18 protein-coding genes are annotated in these 19,615 nt (G+C 46.4%); 12 read left to right on the forward strand and 6 right to left on the reverse strand.

The annotated features are described in order from the left end of the window. Window positions 1–5: 5 nt before the first annotated feature. The 3 genes from QUB39_RS24020 (at window position 6) to QUB39_RS24030 (ending at window position 4,453) form a co-directional block, all read left to right on the forward strand. Window positions 6–1,082: a septal ring lytic transglycosylase RlpA family protein gene (locus QUB39_RS24020; protein WP_333054576.1), complete on the forward strand. Its 1,077-nt coding sequence runs from the start codon at window positions 6–8 to the stop codon at window positions 1,080–1,082. Window positions 1,083–1,407: 325 nt separating this feature from the next. After that, window positions 1,408–3,024, forward strand: a complete 1,617-nt coding sequence (locus QUB39_RS24025) for a bifunctional pantoate--beta-alanine ligase/(d)CMP kinase (RefSeq protein WP_333211377.1) — start codon at window positions 1,408–1,410, stop codon at window positions 3,022–3,024. A gap of 493 nt (window positions 3,025–3,517) precedes the next feature. Continuing rightward, window positions 3,518–4,453: a polysaccharide deacetylase family protein gene (locus tag QUB39_RS24030; RefSeq protein ID WP_333211379.1), complete on the forward strand. Its 936-nt coding sequence runs from the start codon at window positions 3,518–3,520 to the stop codon at window positions 4,451–4,453. A 515-nt stretch (window positions 4,454–4,968) separates the two neighbouring features. Here QUB39_RS24030 and QUB39_RS24035 read toward each other — a convergent pair. Then, window positions 4,969–6,036: an FAD-dependent oxidoreductase gene (locus QUB39_RS24035; RefSeq protein ID WP_333211381.1), complete on the reverse strand. Its 1,068-nt coding sequence runs from the start codon at window positions 6,034–6,036 to the stop codon at window positions 4,969–4,971. A 64-nt stretch (window positions 6,037–6,100) separates the two neighbouring features. Further along, window positions 6,101–6,853, reverse strand: a complete 753-nt coding sequence (locus tag QUB39_RS24040) for a class I SAM-dependent methyltransferase (protein WP_333054572.1) — start codon at window positions 6,851–6,853, stop codon at window positions 6,101–6,103. Window positions 6,854–6,954: 101 nt separating this feature from the next. On the opposite strand from QUB39_RS24040, the gene QUB39_RS24045 reads away from it, so the two are divergent. The 3 genes from QUB39_RS24045 (at window position 6,955) to QUB39_RS24055 (ending at window position 9,761) form a co-directional block, all read left to right on the forward strand. After that, on the forward strand, window positions 6,955–7,077 hold the full coding sequence (locus tag QUB39_RS24045) for a hypothetical protein (protein WP_333054571.1): 123 nt from the start codon (window positions 6,955–6,957) through the stop codon (window positions 7,075–7,077). Window positions 7,078–7,336: 259 nt separating this feature from the next. Next, window positions 7,337–8,182, forward strand: coding sequence for a YaaW family protein (locus QUB39_RS24050; protein WP_333054570.1), 846 nt, complete (start codon window positions 7,337–7,339; stop codon window positions 8,180–8,182). Window positions 8,183–8,225: 43 nt separating this feature from the next. Continuing rightward, window positions 8,226–9,761: an O-antigen ligase family protein gene (locus tag QUB39_RS24055; RefSeq protein WP_333211384.1), complete on the forward strand. Its 1,536-nt coding sequence runs from the start codon at window positions 8,226–8,228 to the stop codon at window positions 9,759–9,761. Window positions 9,762–9,893: 132 nt separating this feature from the next. Here the strand turns inward: QUB39_RS24055 and glmS are convergent, their stop codons facing one another. The 4 genes from glmS to QUB39_RS24075 form a co-directional block, all read right to left on the reverse strand. After that, a complete protein-coding gene (glmS, locus tag QUB39_RS24060) occupies window positions 9,894–11,816 on the reverse strand; it encodes a glutamine--fructose-6-phosphate transaminase (isomerizing) (RefSeq protein ID WP_333054568.1) in 1,923 nt (640 codons plus the stop codon). 158 nt (window positions 11,817–11,974) lie between these two features. Next, the gene (gene psaC, locus QUB39_RS24065) at window positions 11,975–12,220 is read right to left on the reverse strand and encodes a photosystem I iron-sulfur center protein PsaC (RefSeq protein ID WP_015175986.1); all 246 of its coding nucleotides are present in this window, start codon (window positions 12,218–12,220) and stop codon (window positions 11,975–11,977) included. Between the two features lie 269 nt (window positions 12,221–12,489). Continuing rightward, window positions 12,490–13,395: a CoB--CoM heterodisulfide reductase iron-sulfur subunit B family protein gene (locus tag QUB39_RS24070; protein ID WP_333054567.1), complete on the reverse strand. Its 906-nt coding sequence runs from the start codon at window positions 13,393–13,395 to the stop codon at window positions 12,490–12,492. Between the two features lie 174 nt (window positions 13,396–13,569). Then, the gene (locus QUB39_RS24075) at window positions 13,570–13,761 is read right to left on the reverse strand and encodes a hypothetical protein (protein ID WP_333054566.1); all 192 of its coding nucleotides are present in this window, start codon (window positions 13,759–13,761) and stop codon (window positions 13,570–13,572) included. Between the two features lie 160 nt (window positions 13,762–13,921). On the opposite strand from QUB39_RS24075, the gene QUB39_RS24080 reads away from it, so the two are divergent. From QUB39_RS24080 to QUB39_RS24105, 6 genes are all read left to right on the forward strand, one after another. Further along, the gene (locus tag QUB39_RS24080; protein ID WP_333054565.1) at window positions 13,922–14,170 is read left to right on the forward strand and encodes a hypothetical protein; all 249 of its coding nucleotides are present in this window, start codon (window positions 13,922–13,924) and stop codon (window positions 14,168–14,170) included. Between the two features lie 52 nt (window positions 14,171–14,222). Next, window positions 14,223–14,801, forward strand: coding sequence for a hypothetical protein (locus QUB39_RS24085; protein WP_333211387.1), 579 nt, complete (start codon window positions 14,223–14,225; stop codon window positions 14,799–14,801). Between the two features lie 926 nt (window positions 14,802–15,727). Continuing rightward, window positions 15,728–15,982 (forward strand): acyl carrier protein, encoded by a 255-nt coding sequence (gene acpP / locus QUB39_RS24090; protein WP_333054563.1) that lies wholly within the window; start codon window positions 15,728–15,730, stop codon window positions 15,980–15,982. 97 nt (window positions 15,983–16,079) lie between these two features. Continuing rightward, window positions 16,080–17,333, forward strand: a complete 1,254-nt coding sequence (gene fabF / locus QUB39_RS24095; protein WP_333054562.1) for a beta-ketoacyl-ACP synthase II — start codon at window positions 16,080–16,082, stop codon at window positions 17,331–17,333. Between the two features lie 107 nt (window positions 17,334–17,440). Beyond that, on the forward strand, window positions 17,441–18,748 hold the full coding sequence (locus QUB39_RS24100; RefSeq protein ID WP_333211390.1) for an AAA family ATPase: 1,308 nt from the start codon (window positions 17,441–17,443) through the stop codon (window positions 18,746–18,748). Next, a complete protein-coding gene (locus QUB39_RS24105) occupies window positions 18,736–19,461 on the forward strand; it encodes a DUF4276 family protein (RefSeq protein WP_333054560.1) in 726 nt (241 codons plus the stop codon). The genes QUB39_RS24100 and QUB39_RS24105 overlap by 13 nt, the downstream gene beginning before the upstream one ends. The last annotated feature ends 154 nt before the right edge of the window (window positions 19,462–19,615 follow it).

Genomic DNA, 19,615 nt, shown 5'->3' on the forward strand with positions numbered 1-19,615 from the left:
GACGTATGAAGGAAAAATTTGTTGGTGGTCTACTCGCTGTCCTGTTAGTTCCTATGGTAGGAACGGCATCCTCTTGTCACGCACAAGCCACAGGTGCCGACAACCAAAACTCTCAGGTTTCCGAGCAAGTAATTGCCACCCAACCGTCCCGGCAGTTAAACGCTACTCGGGTCGAAGCGCAAAAAGTCGGACAGTATCAGTATCAAGCAAGAGCTGAAATTGCCCGAGACTCGATCGCCAAAATTCAGCCCCACGACTTAGGCGGGCGACAAGCAGCGACAGTCTACGTGCGAAACATTCCAGTCATCACCTTTCTGAACGCCAATCCGGAAACAAACACCCCTTTGGGAGAAACTGGCAACAGCCAAGTCGGTGCTAGCAGTCCGTCAAAAGTAGCGGGCGCAAGAGAAAATCCCAAAGTCGGAAACATTGCCAGCAACTCTAGCAACCAAGAACCCGATCCAGTTTGGCGGGCATCAAGCTTAGCAGCAAGACTCAATCAGCTAGCCCGCAACAACATCGATCCCAACAGCATTACCGTTAAGTGGGAAAAAGGCGATCGCTACATTATCCAGGCAAACGGCGAGGACTTGGTAAAGATCAACGCCGAAACCATCCTCCCCGACACCACCAGCAACTTTAGCCGAGACGCCCTGCAAGCAACCAATCGCCTCCGGCGACTTCTGGGCAACGCCCCACCCCTGGAAGAAGTCGCAGGCAAACCCCAACCAGAACGCTCCGTGCTGTCTCTGGGCCCAGTTCAAGTGCGGCTTAGCGGCTGGGCTTCCTGGTACGGCCCGGGATTTGACGGCAACCTCAGCGCCAGCGGCGAACGTTTCAACCAAAATGATATGACCGCAGCCCACCCAAATTTGCCTTTTGGAACGAGAGTCATGGTGAGAAATCTCGACAACGGCCGCACCGTAGTCGTCCGCATTAATGACCGCGGCCCCTATGTGGGCGATCGGCTCATTGACTTGTCCGCAGGCGCCGCCAACGTGCTAGGAATGATCAGCAGTGGCGTAGCCAGAGTGGAAATCGAAGTGATCGAACCGCCGCAGCAAACAACTGGTGGACGCTGAACGGTAGTCTAAGGCAGAATACAAAACTTATCCGCAGTGTAGAAGGCAGAAAGTAGAATAAAACTGACATCTTGTACCATTGTCAACAACGGGCAAGATGCCCGTTCCACAAAGAATGAGTTTTCTTGTGGAACAGGCCGAAAAGCCTGTTCCTAAACAAGTAATTGAGAAGGGTGCAAGATGTGAGATAAAACTGACATCTTGCACTATTCTTTGTGGAACAGGCCGAAAAGCCTGTTCTTGACGGTGGTGCCAGATGTCAACTCGAACAAATTCTGACAAATAAACTCTGCATTCTGCCGAATGCCTTCAGGAGATTCTACCGGTGCGCCTGTTTACTACCATTGCAGCACTTCGCTGCTACTTAAATTTACAAAAGTCTGCTGCACCTCATTTGACAGTCGGTTTAGTGCCGACGATGGGAGCTTTGCACGCAGGACATCTGAGCTTGATCCAGCGGGCCAGGCAAGAAAATGCGATCGCCCTGGTCAGCATTTTTGTCAACCCGCTGCAATTTGGGCCGACAGAAGATTTTCAAGATTATCCTCGGAATTTCGAGCAAGACCGGCTGTTGTGCGAACAAGCAGGGATTGATGCCATATTTGCTCCCTCAGCAACGGAAATGTTCGGCCATCAAGCAGTCGATTCCCTACGGGATAGCTTCGCTTCACACACAGAAACAGAGAAAACCGCCCAAAAACAGATAGAGATTCACCTTTCATCCTTAACTCAAGTAGTGCCGCCACCGGCGATGACATCTGTTTTGTGCGGCAAAGCAAGGCCCGGTCATTTTCAAGGCGTCGCGGCAATTGTTACTAAACTTTTGAGTTTGGTGCAGCCGACAAAAGCTTATTTCGGTCAAAAAGACGCCCAGCAGCTAGCAATTATTCGGAAGCTGGTCTTTGATTTTAACTTGCCTGTAGAGATTGTCGCTTGTCCGATCGTCCGCGAAGAGTCGGGACTGGCAATGAGTTCTCGCAATCAGTATTTAACAGCAGAGCAAAAACAGCAAGCCTCCGTACTCTACCGCGCCCTGCAACAAGCCTCGAAAACTTTTTCTTCAGGCGACCGCACCGCAGCAGCAGCACTCGCCGCAGCCCACGCAGCAGTCGCAGGAGAGCCCGCAGTCAAGCTCGAATACGCCGAACTCGTCGATCCCCACACTTTGACGCCCTTGCAGGTTGTGGAAACAGCCGGACTTTTAGCCGTGGCCGCCAGAGTTGGCTCTACTCGTTTGATTGACAATATAATTCTCAGGAACCGCCGGCCCATTGTGGCGATCGACGGCCCGGCGGGAGCAGGCAAATCTACCGTAACTCGCCTTGCAGCAACAGCTTTAAACTTGTTTTATCTGGATACCGGCGCGATGTATCGGGCGCTGACTTGGCTGGCCTTGAAAACAGACACGCCGATTTCCGACGAATGCGCGATCGCCGAATTAATCAGTTCCAGTTATTTAGAATACAACCTCGATCCCGCATCAAAGATGTTGAAGATTAACGGCGAAGACGTAACCGAGGCAATTCGCAGTTTGGAAGTGACATCCCGCGTCTCGGAAATGGCGGCAATTCCCGCCGTGCGGCAGTTTCTGCTGGAGGAACAGCGGCGCTGCGGCACAAAAGGCGGAATTATAGCAGAAGGCCGCGATATCGGCACTAACGTGTTTCCCGATGCGGAAGTGAAGATTTTTTTGACGGCTTCGGTACAAGAGCGATCGCGCCGGCGGCTGTTAGAACTTAAAGATAGCGATCGGGCTAATATTAGCTTGGCCCAATTGGAACAAGACATCGCCTTGCGGGACGAAAAAGACAGCACCCGCGAGGTTGCACCTTTGCGTAAAGCGGCAGATGCTGTGGAAATTCAAACAGACAATCTGACTGTTGCTGAAGTTATTGATCGGATTGTCGGCTTGTACAAAGAGAGAACTGGCCCTAAAAATTAATTTTAGGAGTGGCGGGCGGGCGATCGCCCTCATATCAAATTTGGTTAAACTCACATCTTGCACTATTCTCGCTTAACAGGCTTTTCGGCCTGTTCCACAAAGACTAGATTTTCTTGTGGAACAGGCCGAAAAGCCTGTTCCTAAAAAGCTTATTGACAATAGTGCAACATCTGACGTTAAACCAACTTGCAGTGTCAGGTAGGGACGCGGGTCGAAGCCAGCCCAGTCCCTAAGAATATCGTGCCATTAATCCGATTTGAGCGCCGTCCCCCTAGCTGGGGAAAAAGTTCACCCATCCCGCGTTTTCATGGATTAGGGCATTTCTGGCACACAAATCTTAAATTTTTTTATCCGGGCGGACTTCCCCACGATCGGTTATTTCCAGTAGCATTTTTACGGACTGTCCAATTTAAGATTATCCTCTTAAGTGGATTAACTTGATACCAACATAAAATCTCAAATTAACTGTACAAGGTGTGAAGGAGACAATGACGTGACAAAATTGAAACTGCTGTGGAGGCGGCGAAAAACTTTAATAGTTGCTTTTATGGCAGCAACAGGAAGTTTTTTGCTGGGTGTGACATGGCCGATTAACTTGCGGGCCAATCAGCCATTGCAACCGATTCAGGCGCAAGTCTTGGCCGTATCCCAGTCGCCAGAACAACCGCCGATGTCCAATATTAATAAGTTCTCCGAGGCGATCGCCCATCGAGTTGAATTTTCCCAAAATGCTCTAGCCCAAGTGCAAGCAATCCGATTTCAATCAGCCGTACCGGATCAGTTTCAAGGTACAACCCTTCGTCACGCGAAACTCGACTCCCAGCGCAAGGCGATCGCCCTGACATTTGACGACGGCCCCTGGCCGAAAACAACTACACAAATCCTAGATATTCTCAAGGAAAATAATATTAAGGCTACATTCTTCTGGGTAGGAAAATACCTAAAAAATTCTCCCGAAATAGGCCAACAGGTCGCAGCCGCCGGTCACGCGATCGGCAATCACACTTGGAACCATCAATACCTTCAGTATAACGAAGACGGTGCCGCTCGCGAGATCGATCGCACTTCATCCTTAATTGAGGACTTGACCGGCATCCAAACATCGATGTTCCGCCCGCCAGGAGGCATTTTAAACAATGGATTGACAGCTTATGCTCAAAAGAAAAATTATGCAGTTGTGATGTGGTCTGCTGATTCTTTTGATTGGCGCACCCTTACGGAATCTTTGATAGACAACGTGATGAGGCAGGCAAATTCGGGCGGCATTGTGCTGATGCACGACGGCGGCGGCAATCGAGCAAGAACTGTAAAAGCTTTGCCTGATATTATTGCTCGATTGAGAAATGAAGGGTACAGTTTCGTAACAGTTCCCGAGTTATTGCAGATGCAAGAACAAGACTTACAACAACAGGAAACAGCACAAAAGTAACAATTTGGAAAAGTGGGATTTTACACCATTTCCCCCTTTTTTTGTATGTCGATAGATTAATTTTTCAGAACTCTAGCGGAACGAAGAAGGAAGAAGTAGTAACTGCGGCCGATTACCAGCGACGTTCTTGACTGCTGAAATCATTGCATTTCCCTTCTTCCTTCTTCCCTCTTCCTTTTTCCTTCTTCCTGACATCCGTTACATCCGTCGAGCGAATCCGTTGCCGAACTTCCTTATTCCTTCTTCCTGACCGAAAGCATCCAGGATACAATCCCCCGGATTCATCCGTGGAGAAATAAAAAACCTGTATCCGATGAAACTTGCCGAACGTATTTATCTCGCGCAAGTCAATGCTTCAATCGAAAATCGAAAATCGAAAATCGAAAATCGATTGACCTCCGTTATTCATGCCGGACGGTATTATCATGTTCGAGGGCAAGGTAATCTTCGGGGCTAAACCCAGACGGGATGGCCATAGCGTTAGAGGCAAAATTGATACCTTAATTGTAGCCATATTACCAATTTAGGCTTGAATCTAACGGCAAATCCTGCAACTGAGAATTCACCCAATTAGCTGCCGCCCAACCAGATCGCAAAGCACCCTCTATTTGACCTTCCCCGCACAAATCCCCCGCACAAACCAGTGGCAAATTCCCATCAGCCACCAAACAAGAAACAGGCAAAGGATTTCGACAAAAAGCATAGCGCCAGCGGTGAACCTGCAACCATTCCGGCTGTTTCAGCCAAGGGATTAAATATTCAGAAGTGCGATCGAGCAATTCTTGACCGACTGTTGGCAAATCGGCCGATTCTAGATGGCGATCGGCAAAATTTGCGCTGCTGTGAACCACAAACACAGGCTGCTGCGACTCAAGCCGTTTGCTGCTGTCCCAACCAACCCAAGCTAAATCAGAATTATCGGCAAAAGAAACAGATTTCCACTGCAGATTTAGATTACTTAAATCTTGCTGTTTTGCCGCAGGATAGCCAGCCATAACCGTAATGCAAGGCTCGTACTCCACAGAACGCAATTTGTCAAGAAAATCAGATTGAAAACCGATTTCCGAACTCAAAAACATTAAAGCTTGAGGTGCAGGAATTGCCACAACCACAGCCTTAGCAATCAATTCTTGAGGTATCTCTAAATTGCTGTCAGTGACTTCTAGGGAAAGACGCCACCTTTGGTTATCTGTAGTAGAAATAGCTTGTACGCGGCGGCCAAACCAAATCTCTAAATCCTGGGCCAGATACTTACCGATAGCATTCATACCCGCAGGTGCGACATAACAACAGCGAGGAATAGCAGAAAGTTTTCCCTGTCTGAATTCCCAGACAGTATCAGTCCAGAGTTTGAGGATGTGGCGATCGACCAAAACCTCAATTAACCCCTGCACCGCATCCCCCTGCGGTTCCAGATACCGCGCCCCGTGATCTGCCCTAGCACCCTGTACGCGGCGGGTAGCAACACGTCCCCCCGCCCCGCGAGATTTCTCAACAACAGCCACAGAATAACCAGCTTGACGCAACCGTTGAGCGCAACTCAGCCCCGCCATACCCGCACCAATCACCGCAACATCGAACATAATGGGACTTTCAGATACATTACTTACCGGACTTTTTCTAGGAAATAAGCCTTAAGATGATTTCTTAACTTGCAGTTAATTTGCGATAGCAACGAGCGGTGATTAAATGAGGATGAAAAACCTCCATAAAATTAGACTGAAGTTTAGTAAAAAATGTGTTCATCTCTTGCTTATCTTCTAAATGAAAAGGAAATTCTTGATTAAAACCTTTAAAGAAATACCAGTTAAGGATAATCTTCCCTGACGGAGCCAGCATTTTGTGAAAATCCATCAATTGCTGACTTGGCTTTAGTAAATGTTCCATTACATCAAAACAAATAATCGAATCGAAAACTTCCGTCGGCGATACTTCCAGACAACAGGAAATTTTCTCACTCAATCCTAACTTAGCAGCTCGGCTTTGAACAAAATTGCAATTTATGGGGTTAAGATCGCAATAGACTACTTGTTCTACTTGAGGACAAAGAGCTGCTGCAATAGCATGAGTGCCAATACCGCCGCCAAAATCTAAAACTCGACCGGCAGCCATATCTGATATTAATGTTAAAGTACCTCCTATGTAATCCTGATTGGACATATGCCAAGCTCCGAGGTCAAATAGGTAAGCTTGGCCGACTCGATCGCGATAAAACTCGCTAGCTTTTTCCCAATCAAAATCCCGATGGCCTATTTCTTTTAGGGATTGTTGACCGACAGCGAGCTCTTGTTCAATTGTTTCTAAATCTAAATTTAAAAAATCCTGTAAATGCTGCTTGAGATTGAAAGTATCTTGCCAATATCCCTGCAAAAAAGACGGTGCGACAGAAGAAGACATCATTTACTTTGTTCTAAAAAAACCAAACTCATTATAGGATTAACTGACATTTTTGAACAGAACTACACTAAATTATTTTTCTTTTCTTTATAGCGAATAAAATAGTGGGCGTTCATGGCGACGGTTTGACTCCTCAAGCTGCGGGGTTGCAGACGTACCGAGGGGTTCCGGGTTTGCTGTTGGGCATCCAAATTGTATTTTTAGGATCGGTGGGACACCAAACTTGACTGTAAAATTGAGATGCGCGTCCGCCGATCGATGTAGCTGCTGAGGTTATAGCTTCTAGCAGTCGGATCTTCTGTGCAAATCCTGCCGATCGTCCTGCGCCCGGTAGTAGAATAAGGGACAGCACGAATCCATGATTAAGACCCGATAAAAAATGCCACTGTAGGTAAATCCTAAATCCCACGGGTTGTCAACCAGCAGCAATCTAAAATCTAAAATCTAAAATCTAAAATCTAAAATCGTATACGGGAGGGCAAAATTTTGGACGAACTCAGAGCAGCACTAGAATTAACAACAGAAGAAGAATTGCAGCAACTAACAGAACTTCTGTTCAGCCGCAAGTTTAACCCTTTAGATTACGTGCAAACCCCCGCACCGATAGATGTACAAAGTCGCGATCGCGAAGCATGGCTCGACGCCGTAGAACAGCGGTTTCGCTATCTTGCAGCCGACGGGTTGACGGTACTCAGAGGGCGAACCCAACAAGTAACTTACAGACAAGCACTAATTCAAGTTTGTCGCTATCTCAAAATCCCTTATCCCAGACAGTTGTCAACCACCGACTTAGAGGCAGAAGTATTTCTGCACTTAATGGGCCGCGCGTGGAAGCGTTTACCAGCAGACGAACAGCAAGCGCTGACACTGCGCGTACAGCGAGCGATCGTTGATTCTAAACTCTCAGAACCCCTGCCAATTTCTGCTGAAAAAGACCCGCTGGGTTTACTGTTCAAAGGTGGCAGCGCTTTAGCTGTTAGTTCCATCTTAAAACCAATGCTGCTCAAACTAATGGCTAATCAATTTGCGCTGCATTTTGCCACCTATCAAATGGCAAAACAAGGAGTGCTTGCAGGCACTGCAACTGCAGCAACCCAGTTTCAAAATTATGTCGCAATTCAGACGGCGCGGCGCGGTATGGCTGTGAGTGCCGCTCGTTACGGTGCGACGCGCAGCGTGTTCTCGTTTCTCGGCCCGGTGATGTGGACTTGGTTTTTCGCGGATTTGGGTTGGCGATCGATTTCCACGAACTACGGCCGCATTATCCCGACCATTTTTGCCCTAGCTCAAATTCGATTAACGCGATCGGAATGCGTTTGGGAACTAGCTTAACGATGGTAGATTGTAGATTTTAGATTTGAGATTGGGAGTGTGGGTGAATATCAAAAATCGGTTGAAATTAGCGGCCAAACAGACAGCAGAAAATCTCAAGTCTCGCCTCCAAAAACATCCAGATCCCCGCCTGCAAATTCCTTGGAATTTCGCCCAATTGGGGATGCTGATTTTTCCCTTAATTCCGATTTTGGGAGCTTTAGGTTTATTCCTGGGATTGGCCGGCACTTGCAAGCAAAAGTTCCGTCAAATTAGTCGCCGCCCGTTGAATCGAGGATTCGCAATTCTGAGCGCGCTGCTAGTCATCACAGCGGTTTTTGCTAACAACCGTATCGAGGCTTTTGTAGGGTTATACAATTTCTTGCCGTTCTTTATATTGTTTGCCGTTTTCAGCAGTTTAATTCAAACTTTGCCTCAATTGCGGCAATTGTCTTGGGTGATTGTAATTAGTTCAATTCCAGTGATAATTTTAGGCCTGGGACAGCAATTTTTCGGTTGGAGCGGCATCGCTCAATTGCAGCCTGTTTTTGGCTGGGTACTCGAACCCCAAGGCAATCCCCCCGGCCGTATGGCTTCTGTATTTATGTACGCTAATATTTTAGCTTGCTATCTGACAATTGCTTTTATTTTAGCACTGGGACTGTGGATGGAAGAAGGCAGAAGGCAGAAGGCAGAAGGCAGAAGGCAGAAGGCAGAGGGAAGAAGGCAGAAGGAAATAATTAATGAATTGCAAATTACCAATTCCCAGTTACCGATTCCCAATTCCCAATTCCCAATTCCCAATTCCCAATTACCGATTCCCAGTTACCGATTCCTATTTTTAAGTTTGGCCGTGGTGGGAAATGCTGTTGCTTTGATTTTTACTAATTCTCGCAATGCCTGGGGGCTGGCAGTTTTTGCAGTTTTGGCTTTTGCATTTTATGCGGGTTATAAAAAAATATTAGCTGCAGTTTTTAGTGTGGCTAGCACAGTTTTTTTGTCTGCCTTTGGCCCCGAACCATTACGGCAGTATTTGCGAAGAATTGTCCCTGCTTTCTTTTGGGCTAGACTCACCGACGAGATGTTCCCAAATCGGCCGACAGCTACTTTGAGAACTACTCAATGGCAATTTGCTTGGTCGATGACGCAGCAGCGTCCTTGGACTGGTTGGGGATTGCGAAATTTTACGCCTCTCTATCAAGCTCAGATGCAAGAATGGCTTGGTCATCCTCACAGTTTGATACTAATGTTGACTGCGGAAACGGGAATACCGGCAACGCTTTTGTTGTTTGGTTTAGTTGGCTGGGTTTTGGCTAGGGGTGTTTTGCTGCTGGCAAATTGGCCGCATTTTCCTGGGGATATTAAGCAGGAAAAAATAGACGCAGAGGAAACTGAGAAAAATTCTATTTTACACAGCACGAATCTGGTGAATTGTCAACAGGAAAATTCAGGCGATCGCCTAATTTTTTTCAGTTATTTATTAGCCTTCGCCGCCTGTACGCTTTTTAACACTGTAGACGTGACGCTGTTTGATTTCCGACTCAATACTACAAGCTGGTTGCTGTTAGCCGCAATTTGCGGAGTCAGCCAGAGGGAATAGGGAATAGGGCATTGGGCATTGGGCATTGGGCATCGGGCATCGGGCATCGGGCATAGGTTATTGGTTATTAGAACGAACAACCAACAACCAATAACCAACTACTGACTAATGACTACTGACTAATGACTTCCTTTATTCCACTGTCACCGACTTCGCCAAATTTCGTGGCTGATCCACATCCAAACCTCGACGCGCTGCAATGTGGTAAGCCAACAATTGCAGCGGAATCACTGTTACAATCGGTGACAACAATTCATCCACCAAAGGCACGGGCAAAACGTGGTCAAAAATGTCGGCTTCCGCCACACCTTGCTTCGGCGTAACGCCAATTAAACGGGCGTCGCGGGCCTTGGCTTCCTGAGCGTTGGAAAGCACCTTTTCGTAGACGCTTCCTGGCATGGCGATCGCCACTACAGGCACTTTCGCATCCAAAAGGGCGATCGGGCCGTGTTTCATCTCTCCCGCCGGATATCCTTCGGCGTGAATGTAGCTAATTTCCTTCAGTTTCAGCGCCCCTTCCAAAGCAATCGGAAAGTTAATTCCCCGCCCCAAAAAGATAAAATCTTGGGTGTCTGTAAACTGGTGGGACAATTCCTCCACATACTGTTCTTGAATCTCCAAAAACTTCTCAATTTCTGCCGGCAACTGGCGCAAACCAGTAATAATTTCTGCCAATCTCTCAGTGCTGATTGTTTGCCGCTGGTGCGCCAAATCCAAAGCTAAGAAATAGAATGCCATCAACTGAGTGACAAAAGTTTTAGTCGCAGCAACGCCGACTTCTATACCGGCGTGGGTGTTGATTACCTGCGGCATCATGTGGGCGATCGAACTTTCGGTTCTGTTAGTAATGCCTAACATTCTCGCCCGGAATTTATCAGTAAAACCCGCGCGGCGCTGCTGTTCCATCCCCAAAGCAGCCAGCGTGTCCGCCGTTTCTCCCGACTGAGTTACCCCAATAGTTAAAGTATTTGCTGTCAGCGGTGCCGGTGCGTAGCGGTACTCAGAAGCGTACTGCACCGCAGTCGGAATATTAGCTAATTGTTCCAACAAATATTTGCCAATTAGCGAGGCGTGCCAGCTCGTTCCGCAGGCGAGAATTGAAATTTGTTCGACATCGGCGCAAAGTTCATTGGGCAAGTTGAGATTGATGGGAGAGTTCGGATTTCCTGGCTGCCAATCGCTGTCTAAATAAGCCTCCAAACAAGCTCGGACTACGGCGGGCTGTTCATAAATCTCCTTGTGCATGAAGTGTTTGAAGCCTTGTTTTTCGACTAAAACCGGACTCCAACCAAGGATGCGCGGGCTTTTTTTCAGCCTTTCCCCTGCAAAGCTGTAAACTTCCACTCCCATCGAAGTTAGCCTTGCCAATTCGCCATTTTCTAAGGACAAAACAGTGCGGGTGTGAGATACTAAGGCCGGCGTGTCGGAAGCGCAGAAAAATTCACCAGCACCAAACCCAATCACCAAAGGAGCTTGCTGTCTGGCGACAATTATTTCCTCTGGAAAATCTGCACAGATAACGGCGATCGCAAAAGCTCCTTCTAATTTATTTACCGCATTTAAAACCGTTTCCAAAAACGATAAATCAGCAATCTTTTCTGTTTTTTTATCTTTTTCTTCTTCCTTCTCCCTTCTTGCTTCTTTCAAAAATTCAGCTATTAAATGAGGGATAACTTCTGTATCGGTATCGGAGACAAATTTATGTCCCTTCGCTTTCAATTCTTCCCGCAACTCGCGATAATTTTCGACAATTCCATTTTGAACTACCGCAATTCGCCCGCTATTATCTAGGTGAGGGTGAGCGTTATATTCTTCTGGTTTGCCGTGAGTTGCCCAGCGGGTGTGTCCGATGCCGATGGGAGCCAGAGAGTCTATCTCTGCTAACTTTTCCCGGAGGTTGTGCAATTTGCCCTTTGCTCGGATGCAGGTAATTTCTCCTTCGGAGATGGTAGCGAGGCCCGCTGAATCGTAGCCCCGGTATTCTAGTTTCTCCAATCCTGCTAGCAAAATCTCGCTTGCTGCTTGCGTGCCGATATAGCCAACGATTCCGCACATTTAACGTACTACTCCTGCTTAGCGATCGCAATAAAACTCAAGTTTTATCATTTTTACCTTCTTCCGGCCCCGAATGCAGATTCCGCGACAAAAAAGAGGGGGCAATTTAATCGCCCCCTCTTTTGTGCCCGTAATTCGATCGGCGTGTCGATCGATATTTAGTAGGCTAGACCCATACTGCGAGTGGTTTCTGCTCCCAGGTAAACCCGGATGCTCAGAAAATCGGTGGGACAAGCAGTTTCGCACCGCTTGCAGCCTACACAGTCTTCGGTGCGGGGAGATGAGGCAATCTGAGCTGCTTTGCAGCCATCCCAGGGCACCATCTCCAAAACGTCAGTCGGACAAGCGCGGACGCATTGAGTGCAGCCGATGCAAGTATCGTAAATTTTGACTGAATGAGACATTGAATAAAGGCTCCCAACGAGTCACTAAAAATTTGCTGCCTCTGCGAGTGAACAGATTTGACGGCGAGGTGACACCGCTATAGCCTGCACAGAGAATTAAAGGTTAGTCTACCGCAGTGCCTGGAAGCACTTCGCGAAAAAGCGACAAAACTTCACAGTTATTCACGCGGAGAGTCTTATCAAAGTAGGTTCCTACTGAGCAAGTCTGTGGTTAGAGGGGAGTTATCAAGGACGGACTTCTTTACTACAAATCTGTGCAAATCGATCGACTAAAAGCCTAATTTTTCTAACACGGGCTTTGTGGAAACAATATGTCGATCGAGTCCTAGTTTTTTCGGTTCCACACCCAAAGCCAAAGCCACCAATTGCGGTAAATGCAGCACCGGCAAACCCAATTTGCGCCCGATTACTTTTTCTACCTCCGGCTGTCGCGAATCCAAATTTAAATGACAAAGCGGGCAAGGCGTTACCATACAATCAGCGCCATTGTCAAGAGCATCTTGAATATGTTTGCCTGCCATCTGAAAAGATTGGTTAGTGGCATAACTCGCCAACGGCCAGCCGCAGCACTGCGTCCGCCCTCGATAGTAAACCGGAGTTGCCCCGATCGCCCGAAACACATTTTCCATCGATTCCGGTTGGTGCGGGTCATCGTAAAGCAGCTTATCCTGAGCTCGCAGCAGGTAGCACCCGTAAAAAGACGCGCACTTCAAACCCGACAGCTTGCGGGTGACACGCTTCTGCACCTCGTCGAGCCCGTAATCTGCCACGATCGCCCACAACAGATGTTTCACCTCGGTACTGCCTTGATAAGGCGAACAGCCTTGTTTTTCCAGTAAACCGTTGACTTTTTCTACGTAGTTGGGATCGGTTTTCTGAGATTCCTTGAGGCGATCGTCCACATGACCGATTACCCCTTGACAAGTGCTGCAATGCGTGAGTAAAGGCAGATTAAGTTCCTCAGCCAAAGCAATATTGCGGGCGTTGACAGTATCTTCGAGTAACTGCGAATCTTCCTTGAAAGTGCCAGAACCGCAGCAGGAAGCTTTCTTTAGTTCCACCAGTTCAATCCCCAACGCTTGAGTCAGTGCTTGGGTAGACAGGTAAAGTTCGCGGGCGGCTCCTTGGGCGACACAACCGGGAAAATAAGCATATTTGAGATTTGGGGATGGCATAATCGTTTCTGCAGGGGAGAAAAGGCAAGGGAAAAGAAACGAGAGCGCTGGAGGTCGGGATGCTTCCTGCTTCGTTTCTCCTCTCCATATCCTTACAGAAAACTAGCGTGAAAGCCCCCCTCTTTTAAGGCACAGATGAAACGCAGTTTTCAGGTTGGTGGCGGGGCGATCGCGCTAATTTGCTGAAGGCGCTTTTGGAAAAATCCCATCGCTGATGGTTCGTCTAGACACTGGAATCAATCGCACCGTCAAAGTTATGTATCTGCGATCGCTGCTGGGCAAGCAAAAATGAGTTACTAAGTTTGCCAGTTCGCAAAGGCGAAGGGCGAGCACATTAGCATAAGTAATTGTTAGGCGATCGAGCATAACACATCGTTACACCCGACCCATTAGAGTGTTATGATTCAAGAGTAAATAAGCCAAGGTGGCTGAACTACACCGTTAGCTTGCTGGGTTATCAGTGCGATTGTACTTCAATGCTGTCGGTAGTTGCAAAATCATCTGGTTCCAGACATAGCGGTAGTTTATGATACTGCTTTCATCTCACCCAAAATGTCAAATCATGCAGTCGGGTCAAGCACAATTCCCCCAAGCCGTCACAATTTACAAAGCTCCTCACAAATATCGAGGGCAACAGAGGTATTGCCGAGGAGTTCAATCAAAACTTCAAGAAGGCGTTCTTGAAGTTTTGATGATCGGGCAAGCTACGATCGATATTTCAAAACGTTTGAGTATGGCTAGGATAAAAATGACAATTTTGAGCGGAATGAGGTAGTCCTTAGCCGCCCATACTGCCTAAACATGAATGATTTGGAGGGAATTCAATAATGTTAAACTCAATAAGGTTCGACTGGCAACAGTTAGCCATGATCGAAGAGCTCAAAGAGTATTGTGAAACTGATTTCCACGGATTTAGTAAACGGATTGAGCATCATATTCATGAATTGCAGAAAATCGATTCAAAAGAGCTTGATAACCTCGCAATTTTACGAGTTCTTGAAGTTACAAATGGTTGCACTCAATGGGGATTTAGAAGAAAAGATGAGGGATGCTTATCAGTTGAACAAACCCGTGAATGCATGAAGAAGGTGATTGGATTTATTCAAGATAAAAAAATCGACTTCCCAAGTGGAGAGTCGATTCATTTTACTTCATCCATTCAACAATTGATTGAGGAGGGACGTGGGCTTTACCAAGATGCCTTCAAGAAAAATATTGTCGGTAAAGAGAAAGAATACTATGCCTATTCGACGGCTCAGTTTTTAGTATACGGTCGCCCACGTTTGAATGCTGCACTTCAATTAGTAAAACAGGAGTTTGAATCTCTGTTTACAAAGTACTATATCGAAAAAGGTCGCAATTATATTGCCCCATATATGGAGGCGCTTCTTCCTGAAAATCCATGAAATGACGGGAATCATCCACAATTGATGGACAAAGTGCAATCTCTGATCTTGTAAGTAGAGTTGATGTTAAGCTTTCTAACAATTCGCTTGGAGCCGACTGGGGAAAGTCAGTGGTGTAGATGCAATGGTTTTGACAGCCCCTCAAGCACACCGTTAGGCGGAACAGATCGCGCCTGTTAAATTTGTCGTTTTTCAGCCGAGATTAAGCAAAAGCAAAGATGGTTGGCTCCGTTGTTGAGTCCAGAGAAGCTATGGGCGATCGCGAAACATAAGTAATTGTGAAGTGATGGGTGTATAACATATCCTTGGCTCTGACAAAAGTGATATTTTGGTGTTGAGATCGAGGCGCTCGTTTGCCGCTCAATTCAGCCGTTATGTGTAGGTTTTTATCGTAGGCGCATCCGGGAAACTCGGGGAGTACATGGTGCAGCAGGCGCTAAATAGGGGCTAAGAGGTGGTTTGTGTTTGTCGGGAACGCAGCGTAGGCAAACTCCATCGTTGTACAGATGCGATGTACAGATGCGATACTTCCATTGAGTCCGTTGAGGTTATCTGAGTGCGAGCGCAAGTAGGAAAGCAAGACGGATCGTATGCGTTTGGGCGTTGCTTTTGAGAATTTCTAGGGGACAAGCAGTCACTAGGGCATGATCTCTTGCAGATAGTCATTCAATCAGTCCGGGACGCAAAAATTGCTTTGCAACACTATTGGTAGCGGTAAGGTACGGTGTGCACCGCCAGATAGAGTTTATGCCTCCAGAACTATTCAAATAGCGATCGCCACCCCATAACAGTCCTAGAGTTGCTGCGATCGTCCGTGTCCCAATTGTCCCTGGCCCGTGTCACTTAGAAAAGCGGCCAGCCTTTGTCCTGCAGATCCCCCTTTCGGATAAGATTAGATACGCAGCAACCAATGAGGACACGATGTTATGAGCCAAGACGACATTTTTACTAGAGTCCAGAAAATTGTGAAAGAGCAACTGGAAGTCGAGCTGAGCGAAGTCAAGCCCGAAGCCAACTTTGCTAACGATTTAGGAGCAGATTCCTTAGATACAGTAGAGCTGGTAATGGCCTTGGAAGAAGAGTTTGATATTGAAATTCCCGACGAAGCAGCCGAAGGAATTACTACGGTTCAAGCTTGTGTAGATTACATCAGCAGCCAACTTGCAGCTCCAAAAGCATAAAATACCTGTTTTTTCCCCTAAGAGGAGAGAAGTTATAAAACTGGAAACTCCTCTTTTGTTCTGCGTTCTGGGTGTTTAATTTTTTGAAACTGAAATCATGACAAATTTAGAGCGTAAGCGCGTTGTTATCACGGGTCTCGGCGCGATTACACCGATCGGCAATACCTTGTCCGAATATTGGGACGGGTTGCTTGCCGGCAAGAATGGTATAGGCCCGATCACCTTATTCGACCCGTCGCGGCACGACTGCCGCTTTGCCGCAGAGGTGAAGGGTTACGACCCACACGACTATTTAGAGCGCAAGGAAGCAAAGCGGATGGATCGCTTTGCTCAATTTGGGGTGTCAGCGAGCAAACAAGCTCTTGCTGATGCGAAGTTGGAGATTAATGACCTGAACGCAGAACAGGTGGGTGTCATTCTTGGCACTGGCATTGGTGGCCTGAAGGTTTTGGAAGACCAGCAAGAGATTTATCTGAATCGCGGCCCCGATCGATGCAGCCCGTTTATGATTCCCATGATGATTGCGAATATGGCCGCGGGCCTGACGGCGATTCAAACGGGCGCTAAGGGGCCAAACTCTTGCACGGTGACGGCCTGCGCTGCCGGGTCGAATGCCGTGGGCGATGCGTTTCGCTTAGTTCAGGCGGGTTACGCCCAAGCCATGATTTGCGGCGGTACAGAAGCTGCGGTGACACCTTTGTGCGTGGCGGGTTTTGCTGCGGCGAGGGCGCTTTCGACTCGCAACGATGACCCGACTCATGCTTGCCGTCCGTTCGATCGCGATCGTGATGGTTTTGTCGTCGGCGAAGGTGCTGGCATTCTGATTCTAGAAGAAATGGAACACGCTCTGGCGCGTGGCGCGAAGATTTACGCAGAAATCGTCGGCTACGGTTTAACTTGCGATGCGTATCACATGACTTCTCCGGTACCGGGGGGAGAGGGTGCGTCGCGGGCCATGGCTTTAGCGCTCAAGGATGGGGGTTTGACGCCGGATATGGTGAGCTATATCAACGCTCACGGCACAAGCACGCTTCCCAACGATTCTACGGAAACCAAGGCGATTAAAAAGACTTTGGGAGACCATGCTTACAAAGTAGCAATTAGTTCTACCAAGTCAATGACCGGTCATCTTTTGGGCGGTTCTGGGGGAATTGAGGCGGTGGCGACGGTAATGTCGATCGCCAATGACAAAATCGCGCCGACAATTAATCTGGAAAATCCCGATCCTGAGTGCGATTTGGACTATGTTCCTCATACAAGCCGCGATCTAAAAGTTGATGTGGCGCTGTCGAATTCTTTTGGATTTGGCGGCCACAACGTGACTCTGGCATTCAAGAAGTTTGTTCAGTAACGGCTAATCCAAAATCGAGAGTTAAAAGGTAAAAAATTAATTTTTTACCTTTGTAGGGTAGGCATCTTGCCTGCCCTAACTTTCTGAAGTATAACCGGAGCGATCGTATGAATCAACCAATTATTCGATTTTTGACAACAAAGAATTATAAAAATCTGCACTTAGATCCATCTGTAAATTTAAACAACCTTAATATATTTATCGGCTCAAACGGTTCAGGCAAAAGCAATTTCATCAGTTGTTTAAAATTTTTAAAAGATTGCCTAATAGCTATTCCTGACGCAAATCGGGACGTGAGTAGTTTTGAGGATGCTGTTTCTAAAATTGGTGGTGGTAGAATTTTAGATGTCAATGTTGAAAGTCCAGCAAAGGTCAGTATAGCTTGCTGTTTTTCGCAAATTAACCACACTGGTAATCTTCAAAAAGACAGCGCAATTCTTGATTTCAAACTTTATACCGATAGACAAAAAGTAAGGGCGAGCATCTCTGAAGAATATCTATATGGCGGAGAAGATTTGCAGGAAACTTCCAGCAGGCAACCTTTCTATTACTATAAATTGCATAACAGAGAATTAGGGCAAGGAGTTTTATCTGTTTACAAGTCTCTCGGTCAAGAGCCAACTCAGTTTGAACCTTTAGATAACATTCCTACCAATTCTTTTGGTTTGTTGACAATTCCGACACTGCTTGAAAATAGTCTATTACCACCAGAAACTACACCTATTTACAAAATTAGAAGAGAATTAATTGAATTTATTTCAAAATGGCAATTTTATAATGCCAATAACATGAATTTGAATTCAATTATAACCGCCGAACCTAAAATAGGTGGCAGTGATATTTACTTATCTGCATCGGGAGATAATCTGCCTTTAGTATTGTACAATTTAAACCAAAAATCTATCAATTTTGAAGATAGCATTAACGAGGCAATGAAGTCCATCCTGCCAAAAACTCGTCGCCTTAGAGCTTTACCTTCGGGTCGCCTATCTCTCACTGTAGAATGGTATTTTGAAGGTATTGATGATGAAGCATTCTACCTAAATGAAATGTCGGATGGAACTGTCAGGATGCTTTGTTGGGCAACTATATTACATTCTCCACTTCTTCCTTCTTTGATAGTCATTGATGAACCTGAATTAGGATTGCACGTCTCGTGGATGCCAATTTTAGCTGAGTGGATTAAAAAAGCTGCCACCAGAACTCAGATAATTATTACCACACATAGTCCCGACCTTTTAGATCACTTTACCGATCGTTTAGAGAATGTTCTTTGTTTTTATCCCGAAAACAGAACGTATTTCTCAGTCAAATCTCTTTCAAAAGAACTGCTGAAGCCAAAACTTGAAGAGGGATGGCAATTGGGCGACTTATACCGTGTTGGCGATCCAAGTATTGGAGGATGGCCGTGGTAGTGTGGGTTTTCTCTGGTGGCGGTGAGGCTGAGGTTAGAGGATTCTTTCCTTTTTTAGAAAAAACTTTTCCGGGCTGTAGATTTGAACGAAAAACACCAGTTCGCCAAAAACCCGGCCCTAAAGCTAATAAAGCAGGTAGTTATGGAAGAACAGGTCAAAGCTTAATCGAGCAAATAAAGCAAGAATTACCGATCGCCTTAAAAGCGGAAGCAAATAAATGCGACTTGATTTTAGTTTTTGACGATTTGGATTGTCGCGATTCTCAGACACAAAAATCAAAAATATTGGTAGAGTTATCAAAAATACCCGAATGTGCTGACATCGAAAAATTTGTTGGGTTTGCCGCGCCGGAAATCGAAGCTTGGATTATTGCTGATTGGAATAATTCAATAGCTAAACATTCAGATTTTCGTCGAGGCAAAAGACATGAACGGATGCGTTGGTGGCTAAGTACACAAAGAAAAGTTTCTTTTGAGAATCCAGAAGCATTTAGTGAATACGATGCTGAAAAAGATTGCTGTCGAGAAAAACTATCAGAATATTTAATTGAGTCAAGTGTTCAAGATGAACTCGATCGCGATAAAGCACGCTTTTCTAAAGGAGATCATACTCCTTTGCTATTGAGGGAAATCGATCCAAATGAAGTCCAGAAAAAATGTCCCTTATTTCGCGAACTCTATAACTATCTCAATAATTTTTGTCGTTGTCCATAAAGGGTCAGATAAAAATTTATTTAAGTAAACTGTAAGCCAACTTTTGCAAAGCATTAGTAGTGTTAAATTAGATTTTCCCCAAACAAAAAGCGCCCCTATTTCTAGGAGCGCTTTTTGTCAATCTCAGACTAAAACTTAGCCATTGATAGAAGGA

The organism is Microcoleus sp. AT8-B5, assembly GCF_036705565.1.
In the GTDB taxonomy this organism is placed as follows: Bacteria; Cyanobacteriota; Cyanobacteriia; order Cyanobacteriales; family Microcoleaceae; genus Microcoleus.

Bases quoted from the DNA above. Each gene is read 5' to 3' on its own strand.
- QUB39_RS24040 (WP_333054572.1), bottom strand. From the start codon at position 6,853: ATGATGTCTTCTTCTGTCGCACCGTCTTTTTTGCAGGGATATTGGCAA.
- acpP (WP_333054563.1), top strand. From the start codon at position 15,728: ATGAGCCAAGACGACATTTTTACTAGAGTCCAGAAAATTGTGAAAGAG.
- glmS (WP_333054568.1), bottom strand. From the start codon at position 11,816: ATGTGCGGAATCGTTGGCTATATCGGCACGCAAGCAGCAAGCGAGATT.
- fabF (WP_333054562.1), top strand. From the start codon at position 16,080: ATGACAAATTTAGAGCGTAAGCGCGTTGTTATCACGGGTCTCGGCGCG.
- QUB39_RS24035 (WP_333211381.1), bottom strand. From the start codon at position 6,036: ATGTTCGATGTTGCGGTGATTGGTGCGGGTATGGCGGGGCTGAGTTGC.
- QUB39_RS24070 (WP_333054567.1), bottom strand. From the start codon at position 13,395: ATGCCATCCCCAAATCTCAAATATGCTTATTTTCCCGGTTGTGTCGCC.
- QUB39_RS24100 (WP_333211390.1), top strand. From the start codon at position 17,441: ATGAATCAACCAATTATTCGATTTTTGACAACAAAGAATTATAAAAAT.
- QUB39_RS24085 (WP_333211387.1), top strand. From the start codon at position 14,223: ATGTTAAACTCAATAAGGTTCGACTGGCAACAGTTAGCCATGATCGAA.
- QUB39_RS24080 (WP_333054565.1), top strand. From the start codon at position 13,922: ATGATACTGCTTTCATCTCACCCAAAATGTCAAATCATGCAGTCGGGT.
- QUB39_RS24075 (WP_333054566.1), bottom strand. From the start codon at position 13,761: ATGCTCGATCGCCTAACAATTACTTATGCTAATGTGCTCGCCCTTCGC.
- QUB39_RS24020 (WP_333054576.1), top strand. From the start codon at position 6: ATGAAGGAAAAATTTGTTGGTGGTCTACTCGCTGTCCTGTTAGTTCCT.
- psaC (WP_015175986.1), bottom strand. From the start codon at position 12,220: ATGTCTCATTCAGTCAAAATTTACGATACTTGCATCGGCTGCACTCAA.
- QUB39_RS24105 (WP_333054560.1), top strand. From the start codon at position 18,736: ATGGCCGTGGTAGTGTGGGTTTTCTCTGGTGGCGGTGAGGCTGAGGTT.